At 50.1% G+C, this 15,550-nt stretch carries 16 protein-coding genes; 9 read left to right on the forward strand and 7 right to left on the reverse strand.

The window, feature by feature from the left end; all coding sequences use genetic code 11:
- The 4 genes from EBB_RS23915 to EBB_RS23930 all read right to left on the reverse strand — a co-directional run bounded on the left by EBB_RS23915 (position 1) and on the right by EBB_RS23930 (position 3,711).
- Positions 1 to 1,269 carry an ammonium transporter gene (locus EBB_RS23915; protein ID WP_192396456.1) on the reverse strand — a complete coding sequence of 423 codons (1,269 nt, stop codon included), beginning with the start codon at positions 1,267 to 1,269 and terminating at the stop codon, positions 1 to 3.
- A gap of 157 nt (positions 1,270 to 1,426) precedes the next feature.
- Positions 1,427 to 1,765, reverse strand: a complete 339-nt coding sequence (locus EBB_RS23920; protein WP_020485493.1) for a P-II family nitrogen regulator — start codon at positions 1,763 to 1,765, stop codon at positions 1,427 to 1,429.
- Between the two features lie 181 nt (positions 1,766 to 1,946).
- The gene (locus EBB_RS23925) at positions 1,947 to 3,350 is read right to left on the reverse strand and encodes an ammonium transporter (RefSeq protein WP_101055169.1); all 1,404 of its coding nucleotides are present in this window, start codon (positions 3,348 to 3,350) and stop codon (positions 1,947 to 1,949) included.
- Between the two features lie 22 nt (positions 3,351 to 3,372).
- The gene (locus EBB_RS23930; protein WP_020485491.1) at positions 3,373 to 3,711 is read right to left on the reverse strand and encodes a P-II family nitrogen regulator; all 339 of its coding nucleotides are present in this window, start codon (positions 3,709 to 3,711) and stop codon (positions 3,373 to 3,375) included.
- Between the two features lie 561 nt (positions 3,712 to 4,272).
- Between EBB_RS23930 and EBB_RS23935 the strand changes: the two genes are divergently transcribed.
- Entirely contained in the window at positions 4,273 to 5,496 is a 1,224-nt protein-coding gene (locus tag EBB_RS23935) for a porin (protein ID WP_225587737.1), read from the forward strand.
- Between the two features lie 164 nt (positions 5,497 to 5,660).
- A complete protein-coding gene (gene glnA, locus EBB_RS23940; RefSeq protein ID WP_192396147.1) occupies positions 5,661 to 7,070 on the forward strand; it encodes a glutamate--ammonia ligase in 1,410 nt (469 codons plus the stop codon).
- A 126-nt stretch (positions 7,071 to 7,196) separates the two neighbouring features.
- Here the strand turns inward: glnA and EBB_RS23945 are convergent, their stop codons facing one another.
- Complete coding sequence (locus EBB_RS23945; protein ID WP_195880907.1) at positions 7,197 to 7,559, reverse strand: hypothetical protein; 363 nt, start codon at positions 7,557 to 7,559, stop codon at positions 7,197 to 7,199.
- Positions 7,560 to 7,814: 255 nt separating this feature from the next.
- Here EBB_RS23945 and EBB_RS23950 point away from each other — a divergent pair, with 255 nt between their 5' ends.
- Positions 7,815 to 9,194, forward strand: coding sequence for an L-serine ammonia-lyase (locus tag EBB_RS23950; protein WP_192396149.1), 1,380 nt, complete (start codon positions 7,815 to 7,817; stop codon positions 9,192 to 9,194).
- A 121-nt stretch (positions 9,195 to 9,315) separates the two neighbouring features.
- Here EBB_RS23950 and EBB_RS23955 read toward each other — a convergent pair whose 3' ends face one another.
- Complete coding sequence (locus EBB_RS23955) at positions 9,316 to 9,882, reverse strand: globin family protein (RefSeq protein WP_192396150.1); 567 nt, start codon at positions 9,880 to 9,882, stop codon at positions 9,316 to 9,318.
- Positions 9,883 to 10,246: 364 nt separating this feature from the next.
- On the opposite strand from EBB_RS23955, the gene EBB_RS23960 reads away from it, so the two are divergent.
- Positions 10,247 to 10,387: a hypothetical protein gene (locus tag EBB_RS23960; protein WP_155931185.1), complete on the forward strand. Its 141-nt coding sequence runs from the start codon at positions 10,247 to 10,249 to the stop codon at positions 10,385 to 10,387.
- Positions 10,388 to 10,582: 195 nt separating this feature from the next.
- On the opposite strand, the gene EBB_RS23965 is transcribed toward EBB_RS23960, so the two are convergent.
- Positions 10,583 to 11,251, reverse strand: a complete 669-nt coding sequence (locus EBB_RS23965) for a Bax inhibitor-1/YccA family protein (protein WP_171695947.1) — start codon at positions 11,249 to 11,251, stop codon at positions 10,583 to 10,585.
- Positions 11,252 to 11,376: 125 nt separating this feature from the next.
- Here EBB_RS23965 and EBB_RS23970 point away from each other — a divergent pair, with 125 nt between their 5' ends.
- The 5 genes from EBB_RS23970 to EBB_RS23990 are packed head-to-tail and all read left to right on the forward strand — an operon-like array spanning position 11,377 to position 15,547.
- Positions 11,377 to 11,769 (forward strand): group II truncated hemoglobin, encoded by a 393-nt coding sequence (locus tag EBB_RS23970; protein ID WP_033155379.1) that lies wholly within the window; start codon positions 11,377 to 11,379, stop codon positions 11,767 to 11,769.
- Positions 11,770 to 11,774: 5 nt separating this feature from the next.
- Positions 11,775 to 13,679: a bifunctional diguanylate cyclase/phosphodiesterase gene (locus EBB_RS23975; protein WP_192396151.1), complete on the forward strand. Its 1,905-nt coding sequence runs from the start codon at positions 11,775 to 11,777 to the stop codon at positions 13,677 to 13,679.
- A complete protein-coding gene (locus EBB_RS23980) occupies positions 13,666 to 14,337 on the forward strand; it encodes a transglutaminase-like cysteine peptidase (RefSeq protein ID WP_229427636.1) in 672 nt (223 codons plus the stop codon). Before EBB_RS23975 ends, EBB_RS23980 begins: the two co-directional genes overlap by 14 nt.
- Positions 14,334 to 15,068, forward strand: coding sequence for a M48 family metallopeptidase (locus EBB_RS23985; RefSeq protein WP_192396152.1), 735 nt, complete (start codon positions 14,334 to 14,336; stop codon positions 15,066 to 15,068). Before EBB_RS23980 ends, EBB_RS23985 begins: the two co-directional genes overlap by 4 nt.
- A complete protein-coding gene (locus tag EBB_RS23990; protein WP_192396153.1) occupies positions 15,068 to 15,547 on the forward strand; it encodes a protein disulfide oxidoreductase in 480 nt (159 codons plus the stop codon). Before EBB_RS23985 ends, EBB_RS23990 begins: the two co-directional genes overlap by 1 nt.
- Positions 15,548 to 15,550 lie beyond the last annotated feature (3 nt).

Consider the following 15,550-nt stretch of genomic DNA (forward strand, 5'->3'; position numbering starts at 1 on the left):
TTACAGATTGTGATAGCCGGTTTCTTCGTGCAGCACGATGTCCAGACCTTGCTGCTCCTCATCTTCGCTGACGCGTAAGCCGATGAACGCATCAATGAGTTTCAACAAAACATAGCTGAATAAAGCACTCCAGGCCGCCGTCACTAAAACCGCTAGCGCTTGTACGCCGACTTGCTCGGCGATAGTAACGCCGTTTAATCCCAAGCCGCCGAAACTTTCAGCAGCGAACACGCCGGTTAAAATCGAACCAACGCAACCGCCGACCCCATGTACCGGAAATACGTCCAAAGAATCGTCGATTTTTAAACGGCGTTTGACGAATTGCGTGGCGTAAAAACACACCGCGCCAGCCACAATACCGATAACCAAACCACCAATAGGCCCGACAAAGCCAGACGCCGGTGTGATGGTGCCCAAGCCGGCGACCATCCCGGTGACGATACCCAACACACTGGGTTTACTAAAACGCAGCCATTCAATCGTCATCCAGGTTAAAGCACCGGCAGCCGCCGCGATATGCGTCACGGCAATCGCCATGCCGGCACTGCCATCGGCTTTTAACGCGCTACCACCGTTGAATCCAAACCAGCCGAACCAGAGCATACCGGCGCCTGTCACCACCATGGTCATATTATGCGGCGGCATCGCCACCGTCGGAAAACCTTTGCGGCGTCCTAGCACCAACGCGGCCACCAGGGATGCCACCCCAGCATTGACGTGAATCACAATCCCACCGGCAAAATCCTTCGCACCCATCGCCGCCAACCAGCCGTTGCCCCAGATCCAGTGACAAATCGGCATGTACACCACGATTAACCAAAGCCCGCTAAACCACAGCATGGCCGAAAACTTCATCCGCTCGGCAAACGCGCCGACAATCAAGGCCGGAGTAATAATCGCGAAAGTCATCTGAAACATGAAAAACACGGTTTCCGGAATATCGCCGATCACGTTTTGCGTGTTCATGTCCGGCAAAAAAATCTTGCTGCCGCCCCCCAAAAACTGCTGCCAGCTGCCGCCATCGGTAAATACGAAGCTGTAAACACCGACCAGCCACAATAGTGATACCAGACAGGTAATCGCAAAACATTGCATCAGTACCGACAGCACGTTCTTGCTCCTGACCAAACCGCCGTAAAACAGCGACAGACCAGGAATGGTCATGAATAAAACCAGTGCAGTAGAGGTTAACACCCAAGCGGTATTGGCTTGGTTAATGCCTTCGGCCCAGGCCTGCTGAGGCAACATCCAGCTGTATGCCATCAGCATCAGCGTTCTTTTTATTGTTGTCATTGTCTTTCACTAGATGATGGTGTGTTGTTATTTTTAAGCAGTCTATAAACAACAAAATCGCCCTGGTCTGCGAATAACGCGCAGACCAGGGCGATTTTTGATGTTCTACTGCTTTTTATTTTTTGTTGAAGACTTAGATAGCGTCTTCTCCGGTCTCGCCGGTTCTGATACGGATAATCTGTTCCAGGTTGGTCACAAAAATCTTACCGTCGCCAATTTTGCCGGTGTTGGCGGCTTTGACGATGGTTTCCACGGCTTGGTCGACAACGTGTTCCGCAACTGCAATTTCCAGCTTGACCTTAGGCAGAAAATCCACCACGTACTCAGCGCCACGATATAACTCGGTATGGCCTTTTTGCCTGCCAAAGCCTTTTACTTCGGTTGCCGTTACACCCGCCACCCCGATCTCGGACAAGGCTTCCCTGACGTCGTCCAGCTTGAATGGTTTGATAATCGCTGTAATTAATTTCATGCTATCCCCAAATTCGAATGATTAAAAAGCTGTTTCGTCACTGTTGCCACCATAATAAATAATTCCGGTAGAACCTACAATTTACCCGAGCAAAAGCACCAAAGTAGTGCTTCATGATAACAAAAACGGGCAGCCATCGCCGACCACCCGTTTCTTTTCGCGTTAACCGCAGCTTTCAACCCTAAACGTGATAAGCGGTTTCGCCATGCTCGGTGACATCCAGACCTTCGCGCTCAGTCGCTTCGCTAACCCGCAGACCAAGAGCCACATCGGCAATTTTGAAGGCAATGAAGGACACCACGCCGGACCAAACGATGGCGATGCCTACACCCCAAGCTTGGCTGGCAAGCTGGGTAAGCACACTGTAGTCAGGCAAGGTTGCGTTGGTGACGTAGTCCCAGACGCCGGTACCACCCAAATCAGGGCTAGCAACCACAGCAGTACCCAAGGCGCCGATAATACCGCCCACCCCGTGCACACCAAACGCATCCAGCGAATCGTCGTAACTCATCGCGTGTTTCAAAAAGGTTACCGACCAGAAGCATACTGCACCGACTACTAAGCCCAAACCGATAGCTCCCATCGGCCCTGACCAGCCGCAAGCAGGCGTAATCGCAACTAAACCGGCCACCGCGCCTGAGGTAGCACCCAACATACTGGGTTTACCGCGCACAGCCCATTCCGCACCCATCCACGCCAGCGTTGCCGCGGCCGCCGCCAGCAATGTGTTGACAAAAACCAATGCCGCCAGACCGTTGGCTTCCAGGTTGGAACCTGCATTAAAGCCAAACCAGCCTATCCATAACAAGGATGCCCCTATCATATTCATGGTCACGCTGTGCGGTGCGATAAACTCTTTACCATAACCAATACGCTTGCCTATCATTAAGCAACCGACCAAGCCGGCGATACCTGCGTTGATATGTACCACGGTGCCGCCGGCAAAATCCAAGGCGCCTTTTTGGAATAAAAAGCCCGCAGTCGCACCGGCAGTTTCCGCAGCGGCCGCATCGGTATAGGCATCAGGGCCTGCCCAGTACCAAACCATATGCGCCATCGGTAAGTAGCAGAAACTAAACCAGATCACGGTAAACAACAGCACCGCTGAAAATTTAACCCGCTCGGCAAATGCGCCGATGATCAAGGCCGGCGTAATAGCCGAGAATGTCAGCTGGAACGCTACATAAATAAACTCCGGCACATAAGCCCCTTTGCTGAAAGTGGCCGCCATCGAATCCGGGGTAATACCCTTCAAAAATGCCTTGCTGAAACCGCCGAAGAAGGCGTTACCCTCGGTAAACGCGACGCTGTAGCCGAAGGTCGCCCACATAATCGCCGTCAACGAAAAGATCACAAAGACCTGCATCAAGATAGACAGCATGTTTTTAGCACGCACCATACCACCGTAGAACAAGGCCAAGCCAGGTATTACCATTAACGCAACCAGTACGGTGGCAACTATCATCCAGGCGGTATCGCCTTTGTTAACGGTGGCTTGCACGGCCGGTGCCGCCACTTCTTCCGCAAACGCCATGCCCGAGAGTCCAAACAGCGCGAACAGCGCCATGCCTGTTAAATATTTCATTGTTGGTTTCCCCATCTTCATATTAAAGAGCTTCTTCGCCGGATTCGCCGGTTCTGATCCGAACCACCTGCTCCAGATCGGTTACAAAAATTTTGCCATCGCCGATCTTCCCGGTATTGGCTACTTTCACAATCGCTTCGACGGCTTGCTCAAGCAAAGCATCCGCAACCGCTACCTCGATTTTTGCTTTGGGTAAAAAATCCACCACATATTCGGCACCACGATACAGTTCCGTATGGCCCTTTTGCCGACCAAAGCCTTTTACTTCAGTAACCGTCACGCCAGATACACCGATATCCGACAACGCCTCACGCACGTCGTCTAGCTTAAACGGCTTAACCACCGCTGTTATCAGTTTCATAGTTCAACACCTCTTTGCTTGAGTTAATAAATTCCCGAAACAAGCAAAGCATGATGCATGCCACTATTTATTCCCATGATTTTTAAAGCTTTATTAAACACATCCATTAAAAGGACAACAGAATCGCACCAAAGCAGTGCAACGCATTTTGGATTGCACCATTGCAACTCAATACCACCCTACAGGCCTTGATCTGCCAGTTTCAGTGGTTTGCTTTAAGAATAAACGGGGCGTTGTCGCAACATAGCAACACTGCATTACTTTGGTGCAACAAAAAGAATTTGCACCATTGCGAATCATGAACTAGCCTACATATGCCGCCTATCTTATTGATTTTTAATAAATCGAATATGGCCTAAAAACTGCTAAATAATCTTCAGTAGTCACTGAACCAAGGGGATAACCACCATGAGAAACAACACAACGTTAACAAAATCACACAGCCGCGCTTGCTTAGCCGGGTTAATGGTGATTTGCAGTGCCTCCGCTAGCGCGGACAGCTGGACAGAAGCATCCGGACTACTGGGTGCAGCGGGGATTGACCCAAACGCATCGAAATTCATGACCGATCATAATCTGAAGGTTGGCGGCTGGCTGAACAGTAGCGTCGGCGCCAACATGAGTAGCAACGGTGACGGTTTTAACGGCCCAGTGACATTCAACGACCGTAGCGGTGAATTGCAACTCAACCAGTTGTATCTGTATTTGCAAAAAGCTATCAATGTGAACGGCGACTCTTTCGACATCGGCGGTCGCGTCGATGTGATGTACGGTACCGATGCCGCGTTTACACAAGCTTACGGTTCATTCGGATTCGACCCCGGCACCCTAGCGGACAGTGACCGTGGCAACTGGGATCTGAATTTGAGCGGACACGGGGAACGCTTCTACGGCTTGGCATTACCACAAGCATACGCCGAATTTAACCTCCCATTCGGTAATGGTATCGCAGTCAAAGCCGGACACTTTTATACTCCAATCGGTTACGAAGTAGTTACCGCTCCCGATAACTTCTTCATCACCAAACCCTACACTATGCAATATGGCGAACCATTTACCCATACTGGCATACTCGCAACCTACGCATTCAATCCGAATTGGACAGTAATGGGCGGTGCAGTTACCGGAAGCAACTCGGGCGGCTGGGACGGCAACTGGGACAGAGACCTGGGCAACTGGGCTTGGTTGGGTGGGGTAACCTGGACAAGCGACGACGCCGGCACATCTCTGGCTATTACTTCAACGGCTGGCGAACGCTCCGAAAACAGCAAAGACACATGGGCCATGTACAGCATCGTCGGCAAGCACAATTTCACCGACAAGTTGCATTACATCATTCAACACGATCACGGTTTTGCCAATAATATCTGGACCGGGAACGCAAGCCTTGCAGGGCTTCCAGACGGCAGGGAAGACGCCGAATGGTATGGCGTCAACCAATATTTGATTTATGACGTCAACGACAAAGTCTCAGCCGGTCTGCGCGCAGAATGGTTCCGTGATCATAACGGCATCCGAGTGCTTGGCCCAGGCCGTTGTTACGCAGCGGCTGGCACTGTAGGCGACAATTTCGCTTGCGGCAGCAACTACGGCGCTAACTACGTACCATTTCAAGAAGCTAGCGGTTATTACGCCGTGACAGCCGGCTTAAGCTACAAACCGGCAAAATGGTTGAACCTGCGTCCAAACGTGCGTTATGACTTTACCGATAATGCTAAAGCGTTCGACAACGGTACACGCCACAACCAATTTTTGGTTACTGCGGACGTGGTCATCACTTTTTAAGTTGCTAGCCTAAGCAAATTTATCGTTATAAACCTATAAGCCTCCATTGACTTAAAAGCCCTCTGGAGGCCTTGTTTGTTATAGCTCTTTACTACATTTGATGATATTGTTAAAACGTTTAGCTTATCAACCAAAACAACTACAACCCACGGAGACCCTCACTAATGTCTGTTGATCACGTTTTGAAATTAATCCAAGAAAACGACGTAAAATTTGTCGACTTCCGTTTCTGTGACACGCGCGGCAAAGAACAACACGTTACTTTCCCAGCGCACAGCATCGACGAAGACACCTTTGAAGAAGGTAACATGTTCGACGGTTCGTCCATCGCCGGCTGGAAACACATTAACGAATCGGACATGATTCTGATGCCAGACCCTAGCACAGCGGTCATCGATCCTTTCTTCGACGACAAAACCCTGATCTTACGTTGCGATATTATCGAACCGAAAGATATGCAAGGTTACGCTCGTGACCCACGCTCTATCGCCAAACGCGCTGAAGCCTATTTGCAATCTACCGGAATCGCCGACACCGCGTTCTTTGGTCCTGAAAACGAATTCTTCATTTTCGACGACGTCCGCTGGAACACCAGCATGGGCGGCTGCTCTTACCAAATCGACTCAGAAGAAGCCGGCTGGAACTCTGAAAAAGTTTACGAAAACGGCAACATCGGTCACCGTCCAGGCGTTAAAGGCGGTTATTTCCCCGTGCCGCCAGTCGATTCTTTCCAAGACATGCGCTCTGCCATGTGCCTGGTTCTGGAAGAAATCGGCCAAACTGTTGAAGTACACCATCACGAAGTGGCAACTGCTGGTCAGTGCGAAATCGGTGTTAAATTCAACACCTTGGTTAAAAAAGCCGACGAAGTGTTGGGCTTGAAATATGTAATCGCTAACATCGCTCACGCTTACGGCAAAACAGCTACTTTCATGCCCAAACCACTGGTTGGCGACAACGGCAGCGGCATGCACGTTCACCAATCTTTGGCCAAAGGCGGCGTGAACCTGTTTACCGGCAACCTTTACGGTGGCTTGTCTGAAACCGCGCTGTACTACATCGGCGGTATCATCAAACACGCTAAAGCATTAAACGCTATCACCAATCCATCAACCAACAGCTACAAACGTCTGGTTCCTGGTTTTGAAGCGCCTGTGATGCTGGCTTACTCAGCGCGTAACCGCTCTGCGTCTATCCGTATTCCTTACGTCACCAACCCTAAAGGTCGCCGTATCGAAGTACGTTTCCCAGACTCAACTGCTAACCCATACTTGGCGTTTTCTGCCATGTTGATGGCGGGTCTTGACGGTATCCAAAACAAGATTCACCCAGGTGAAGCGATGGATAAAGACTTGTACGACTTGCCGCCAGAAGAAGAAAAAGCGATTCCACAAGTTGCTTTCTCTCTGGACGAAGCTTTGGCAGCTCTGGATGCAGATCGCGAGTTCTTGACTCGTGGCGGCGTATTCACCGACGACGTCATCGATGGCTACATTGCACTGAAACAAGAAGACGTGACTCGTCTACGCATGAGCACTCACCCAGTTGAACTGGATATGTATTACAGCCTTTAATAGTTAAGCCCGTTCTTAACGGGCCCGGACTATCCCAAAGCCCCGCAAGTCATCGGCTTCGCGGGGTTTTTTATGCCCTGGCGCACGACTCACGCCCATGCCGTTTTTTGGTGTGTTGAAGAACAGCTATTTGTCATCCTCAGGCAATTCAGGCGCCTTCCATGTGCCCCGCTTATGGGCTTCCATAACGGTTTGCCAGCCATTCTCCAGTTCCTTTTCAGTGATACCAAATTGCTGAAGAATACCATTAAGGCCGGACGGCACTTCAAGCGCTGGCTTGGCATTATTATTGGCGCGCGGCACGCCCTTTGGAGAAGATGAAATTATTACGCTGCCATTAATTGGTTTGATAGCTCCTTTAGCACACCGCGCCTGATCATCGGTATACAACGTTTTTCCATCGACCACACATTTCATTGGCTCGGCCAACGCCTGACAAACCGGTAAAAATACGGATATGCTAAAGCCTATTAAAAATAGTATTTTCACGGCCGGATTCCATTGGTTTAAAAGAAAGACATTCGCGGATCGATTCACTCGGAGTGCACCGAAAAAACCAGCACCTAGTTTGTTTTCGCAAGCAACCTTTACCGATAAGTCTAGTTTGGAATACCCCTCCTGCCCATTCGATTCTATATGCTGTTTATAATCTCGCAACGGAGGCATGTTAATTGCTTTGCAACTGAAGGGGTGCAGCCCCTTTATTCCAGACACACTTTCCTCAGCACTATTTAGGCGATAATTATGGCTATCAGCGTCTTCGATATTTTTAAAATCGGTATCGGACCTTCCAGCTCTCATACTGTTGGGCCCATGCGGGCAGCAATGACGTTTGTCAATAATCTGGAACAGCGAGGTTTTATTGATGAAGTACAGCGCCTGCGCATCGAATTATTCGGTTCGCTTGGTGCGACAGGTAAAGGCCATGGCACCGACAAAGCGGTATTACTTGGCCTGGAAGGCGAAGCACCTGACTTGATTGACCCCGCCATCATTCCACAACGCCTGGCCACAATCCGCGAATCCGGAGCAGTTAGGCTATTGCAACGATACCCGGTACCGTTCAACGAGAAAGCCGATTTGCTGTTTCAACGTAAAGTACTCCCCTATCACTCCAACGGCATGCGCTTTAGCGTATTCGGCGCAAACGGCGCCGAACTGCTGCAAAGCGACTACTATTCGGTAGGGGGCGGATTTGTCGTGACCGACGCGGCGGCCGCTGCAGACAGGCTGAGCAATGACGATACCTGCCTACCCTACCCTTTCAAAACGGGTGCAGCGATACTAAAACTGTGCGCGACGCATAACAAATCAATCAGCGATTTGATGCTGAGCAATGAAAAAGCCTGGCTGGGTGAAGAGGAAATCCGCCAGAAATTATTGAACATTTGGCAGGTGATGCAAGCCTGCGTCGAACGAGGCTTGCACGAAGAAGGGGTTATGCCGGGCGGAATGAAAGTCAGACGCCGAGCAGCCAATCTCTATCGGCAGTTGAGCGGCGAAATCCCCCGGCAAACCCCGAGCATGCCGGTGGGAACCATGGAATGGGTAAACTTATTTGCACTTGCCGTCAGCGAGGAAAACGCCTCCGGCGGGCGGGTCGTAACTGCTCCCACCAACGGCGCTGCCGGCATCATCCCAGCGATATTACATTATTACTGGCGCTTTTGCGATGGCGCGAATGAAGAAGGAGTTATTCGCTTCTTGCTGACAGCCGCCGCAATAGCGATCCTGTATAAAGAAAACGCCTCGCTATCCGGCGCCGAAGTCGGCTGCCAGGGCGAAGTTGGCGTCGCTTGCTCTATGGCTGCCGGCGCGCTGGCCGAAGTATTGGGCGGCACGCCCGAACAAGTCGAGAACGCCGCTGAAATCGGCATGGAGCATAACTTGGGCTTGACCTGCGACCCTGTTGGCGGTTTGGTGCAGGTACCCTGTATCGAGCGCAACGCGATGGGGTCAGTAAAGGCTATCAACGCGGCGCGAATTGCCCTGCGCGGCGACGGTAAACATTTTGTTTCACTGGACAAGGTAATCAAAACCATGCGCGAAACCGGTGCGGACATGAAAACCAAATACAAGGAAACCTCACGCGGCGGTTTGGCGGTGAATTTGATTGAATGCTGATAACTCAGGTTTAGTCAAGCCCAAGATTTGTAGATTCGTTAACACTGGCGCGTTTGACAAAATACCTGCCCAAACGAAACAGCTACGTTCAGCAATTTCCGAACTTTAGACCATAGTAAAGTTAACCATGTGTTCGAAAATCGGTCGCTATATCCCCATCGTCATAGATAGCCTGACCTCTGCCAAGAATCCCGTCCCGGCCGGAAGCAGCAAATGCCATGATCTGGTCAGCCGTTTCCCGCGGAACTTGCAATTGATTGAGGCTGTTTTGCAACAGTTCCAAAATCACATCGTAGTTATCGTCAATCGGCTGTAACCTTAAAAAATGGGAATGGCCGGGACAGAGCAGGGTCAAATGGGGTTTCTCGTCGCTACCGACTAAATCGCCCGTAACGAACATCTCCAAAAACGCAAAGTCTCGATTATTGACCAAACTGGGCTTGGCGTTCCCTCTGGCAAACGCCGCCGCAAAATAATCATCAGCCAATTCGGAAAGTTTTTTAGGCTCGACTGTCTGTGCGCTGAGCAAAGCGTTTACAAATTGCTTCAGCGGTTTGGTTTGCTCTTCTATGGGCCTAGAATAAAAATACCGGTTGATTCGATAGTCATCGAGCATGCTGGAATAGAAAATATCCACGATTTTGGACACCAGGCTCTCGTCAATTTTTGGCAATAGTTTATTGTTCATCGTTTTATCCCCCTTTATTGTAGTTAACCAGCTTATTTGCTTAAGTCAAATACCGCATGAGTAGGTCCCTTTTGCGTCTATTAACCGCAGCACCAGAGTATAAGTCCGATCCGATAATATCCGTTTAAACGTTTTTCAAAAATCAGCGTCCGCGAGGTAAAGACATAGCCTCTGAAAAAAAAAATTTAGCAAACAACATTAAGGTCCAATGTTAAGTCTCTGAAGATACGTAACATTGAAAAATCGCGCGACAGTTGTCGTTTAAAAACCACTTGAAATCCTTGTTTAACATAGGAAAATCGCGCCCGAAGCGGGATTTTTTAAGACGCTGTTCACACTTTATTCGATCAAAAGAGGAGGCATTATGAAAATTGCACTTGTCGCTATGGCCGGAGTCACTATCGGGGCGCTGATAGCTATTTCAGCTTTTCAATTATTGAAAGTCATTTTTCAAGAAATGTACAAAATGGCAGCTGAAGCTTGGTATAGCCCCGAACAACATTAAAACGGCCAGTACATCGTTGCGGACCGGTTAAGTAACAGGCGAAAACCAGCCCGTCGCGGCACTCACCCAGCTTGAATGCCCATACTCAAAAAAAATGCCCCGCCGGTTTCCCGACGGGGCATTTTTCATTTGTCAGAGTCGCTTAGTCAATTCGCGTTGCTCCAACACTCAGCGACAGTGTAATTGACGGAATTATCAGTCGTTACCACCGAATACGCCCAACAATTGCAGCAAGCTGGTGAACAGGTTGTAGATGGACACGTACAATGACACAGTGGCTAAAATGTAGTTGGTTTCGCCGCCATGGATGATTTCACTGGTTTGATACAAAATCATACCGGACATCAACAATACGAACATCGCTGAAACCGCCAACGACAGCGCGGGTACCGAGAACAGTAACGCAGCCAAACCCGCGAAGAACGCTACCAGAACGCCCACCATCAGGAAGCCAGCCATAAAACTAAAATCCTTACGGGTGGTTAAGGCATAGCCTGATAAGCCCAGGAAAATCACGCCAGTACCGCCCAGTGCGGTTAAAATCAGTTCATGGCCATTGCTGAACGCGTGTATATACATGTTTAAAATCGGCCCCAAGGTCATCCCCATGAAACCGGTCAATGCAAACACGAACACCAAGCCCAAAGCACTGTTACTGAAACGGGTGGTTAAAAACAGCAGGCCGAAATAGCCTACCATGGTGATTATCAAGCCCGGATGCGGCAAATCCAGCGTCATGGCTACCGCAGCCATAGCAGCGCTGAACAGCAGCGTCATCGATAGCAATAAATAAGTATTCTTTAAAACCTTATTGGTCGCCAGTATGCCGGCTTCCGAACGAGCAGTTGCAGTATTTAAACGCATGATCAGTTATCCTCTCAAAGTTACAAGTAATGCTATGACCGCGCAACTGCCCTGGAGTTTCAAGGCATTGTCGGTACCGTCTGCTAGTATACCTAAAGAAATTGCACATACGAGGTTAATAGGTAATGAGCCCCACCCCCTACGAGTTAATCGGCGGCGAGAATGCGTTGCGCAGCCTGGTCGACAGATTCTACTTTTACATGGATATTCTGCCGGAAGCCCAGGGTATCCGTGCCATGCATGCCCCCAGCCTGGCAAGTGCCAAAGACAAATTATTTAAATTCTTCTCCGGCTGGCTGGGCGGCCCTAATTTGTTTATCGAAGAATTCGGCCATCCCATGCTGCGCGCCAGGCATTTTCCGTTTCAGATTGGCGAATCGGAGCGCGATCAATGGATGCTATGCATGAACAAAGCCTTGGATGAAATTGAGACAGACCCACGCCTGCGCGAAAACATCCGCACCGCCTTACAACAACTCGCGACGCATATGATCAATCAAGAAGCCACGGGAAGCTGAGCCAAATGTCATTATCCAAACAATTGTTAATCCTGATATCGGCGCTGTTTTTGATGATTTTCAGCGTCAATTTCGCATTGAGCGTCAACAACATCAAGGACTATCTGGAAGGCGAATCGAAGAATCACGCCCAGGATACCGCCACCTCGCTGGGTCTATCGCTCAGTCCTTACATGGTCGATAACCACGATCCGGTGATTAAAACCATGATGAGCGCCATTTTTGATATGGGTTATTACAAGGAAATCAGGCTGGTAGACGCCGACAACAAAGAACTGGTAGCGCTGAGCAGCGACAAACGTGTAGAAGGTGTGCCGGACTGGTTTACTGAACTGTTGCCAATGACATCGGCCACCGCCGAAAGCGAAATCAGCTCGGGCTGGAATATGAGCGGCGTGATCTACGTGACAGTCAACTCCGGCTACGCCTATTTAAAACTGTATGAACAAGCCAAATCCGGGTTTTATTATTCGCTGGCGGCATTTTTGTTCTCCATCGTCCTGCTGGCACTGCTTTTACGCGTCACATTAGCCTCGCTAAGAAAAATCGATGTGCTGGCCCAGCAGATCAGCGATGGCCGTTTTGAAAATATCGAAGCCTTACCCTGGACCCGCGAAGTGCGCAATGTAGCGGCATCGATGAATACGATGTCGCATAAAATCAAAACCACAATAGCAGCGTTGCATGGCAAGCTGGACCAAATGGGCGCCAGCCTGTTACGCGATGACTTGACCGGTCTGTATAAAAAATCCGTGTTCGAAACCGACATGAAAAATTTGGCATTGGAAGACGCCGATGCCTTTGTGGTTTTGATCAAAATCGATAGCCTGGTTGATCTGGTCAAAGAGCGCGACAGCGACGTGATCGATCAATTCTTACAAGCGTTTGCCGCCATCCTGGAAAAAATTGCCGATCTGGCTGGAGCACAAGCCGGCAAAGCTTATCGATTCTACGGCGCCGAATTTGCACTCGTGCTGAAGATTGGGAATGCGGAACAATTGGAAGGGTTGGTGAAAACCCTCAGCAACGAAGTGACGGAATTGGGCGAACGTTACCAAAAAACCGACTTGGCCCACATCGGCGTGGTTGCGTTCAATCCGCTGCTGACCACCGAAATTCTATTGGAAGCCGCCCACGAAGCTTACGAACAAGCGCATCTGATCGGCGCCAACAGTTATTTCATCCGTACCGGCGATAATTTTGCTCGTGATATTGCCACCTGGAAAGACTTGGTCTTCGACTGCATCGATAACGACGGTTACTCGGTTTGGTATATCGGGCAGATCGCCGCCTTCAGTAGCGGCGAGCTATTGATGGAAGAAGCTTTCATTCAGGTGCATGACAAACAGGGTGGCCTGGTGGCTATCGGCCCGTTCATCTCGATAGCAGAAAAATTCGCCAAAATTGTCGACCTGGATAAAGGCGTCATTCGCATCGCGTTGGAGCATATTCGACACAATCACATTGAACACGCCATCGCCGTCAACGTATCAACCCGCACCATCAAAAACAGCGATTTCCGGCTCTGGTTGGAAAAACTGATCAAACAAAATCCGGCGGAAGCCAAAAAACTGGTATTCAGCTTGTCCGCTTATGCCGTCGTCAAGGATATAGACGCCTATCAGGCCTTCATCGAGACCGCACATTCTTGGGGCGCGCGGGTGATGATAAAGCGCTTCGAAACCCAATCCATGTCGGCGGAATTGGTCAAACGCCTGAAACCGGACTTTATTCGCCTGGCCCGCGACATCGGCAACGGCATCGACAGTTCCTCGCAAAAACACGCGTTCGTGCAAACCATGCAAGAAATTTCCACATTGCTGGATATTTCGATCTTGGCGGAAAACGTGCAATCGGATAAGGATTATCGCCGCTTAAAGGCGATAGGAATCGTCGGTGCCAGCCGTTAATCAGGGCGCACTCAACGCTGCCAAAATAGCTATTATCGCCTTCAGCTTGTGTTTCGGCATTGCGCTGGCAGCCGGCCTGTTAATCGATCAGAGCCTGCTGGATAGAGTCGAAAAAAAATACGGTGCGGCCGCCAAGCAACGTTTTGTGGACTGGCAAAGTTTGATCGAGAACGGCAAGAGCTGGCCTGAAGCGGAGAAATTGGAACGGGTGAATAACTTTTTCAACAGTAACATCGAGTTTGTTGACGATATTATCCTGTGGCAAAAAACCGATTACTGGGCTGCGCCAACCGAGTTTCTGGCTAAAGGCGCCGGCGATTGCGAAGATTACTCCATCGCCAAATATTTTACCTTAGTGGAAATGGGCGTCGATGAAAGTAAACTGCGGATTACCTACGTCAAGGCTTTGGAACTGAATCAGGCGCATATGGTACTGACCTATTTCGACTCGCCGCGCGCAGTACCCTTGGTGCTGGACAATCTGAAGCCGAGCATAGTCCCCGCTACGCAGCGCAGCGACTTGCAGCCCGTTTACAGCTTTAACGGTACCGGCTTATGGCTTGCCAAAAGCAAAGGCTCCGGGCAACATGTTGGGGGTTCGGACCGCTTAAGCATGTGGACCGAGCTTAAATTAAGAATGCTGGAATCGCCTTTTTGAACAAGCAAATCACCCCGTTAACTTACAATCTGCGCCGCAGCAGTCGGGCCAAAAACACCCGTATCGTGGTCACTGCCGACAAAATAGAAGTGGTAGCCCCGCTGAAAGTGTCCGAACGGCGCATTCAGGATTTTGTGCATGCCCAAAAAGACTGGATAGAAGCCGCACTAAAACGCGTTGCCGGCAGAGTGCAAACCGCCGCCCCCAAGCTAGCACCAAGCGAGTATCGGGATGGCGCGCAGGTGCCTTACCAAGGCCGCCGCTTACCGCTAAAAATTACCACCGGCAAAGCCAAAACGGTCCGCATTGAGTTGCTGAACGACGAGATGTTTTGGGTGAAATTACCGGCTGGGATTGCCGATGAACAATACTCCGCACTGATCCAGCAAGCGTTGATCCGCTGGATGAAAAACCAGGCCAAACAGCATGTCCAGCAGTGGGTCGATCTACACGCACCGCGCTTTGCCCTGTTTCCGCGCAGCATCCGCATCAAAACCCAAAAAAGCCGCTGGGGCAGCTGCGGTCCGCAAAACGACATCAATATGAATTGGCTACTAATGCTGGCTCCCGCCGCAGTTTTGGAATACGTGTTAGTTCACGAACTTTGCCACATCAAACACAAAAATCATTCTCCTGCTTTTTGGCAATTGGTTGGCGAACACCTACCCGACTTTAAGCAACGCCGGCTCTGGCTAAAACAACACGGTGCCAGCGTGATGCAAGGCTTGTAATGCTAAAAAAGTTGGGATTTTATATATTTGCAGCGCTATTTATCTTTGCGGGGCAATTTCTGGTCCATCAGGATTTAGTCAGCGGTACGCCACCGCCTATAGTTCAATCCACGCTGACCGGCGAAAACCCTATGCCACGCATAAGTAAAGGCCCGGCTGTGTTGTATTTCTGGGCGGAATGGTGCGGGATATGCCGAAGCATGCAGAGCAGTATCAGCAACATAATGCGGGATTATCCGGGATTGACGGTAGCGGTGCGCTCCGGCGACGACGGCACATTACAGAACTATCTGAACGAGAAACAACTGAACTGGCCAGTTGTGAACGACAACAGCGGCAATATCGGTCAACGCTATGGGATTAGGGGCGTACCGGCCGTATTTTTTATTAACGGCGCCGGTGAAATTGTCTTTACGACAGTAGGCTATACGTCGGAATGGGGTATGCGTTTTAGACTTTGGCTGACTGGATTGAGCTGACTT

The organism is Methylomonas fluvii (genome assembly GCF_014850975.1).
GTDB classification, from domain to species: Bacteria; Pseudomonadota; Gammaproteobacteria; order Methylococcales; family Methylomonadaceae; genus Methylomonas; species Methylomonas fluvii.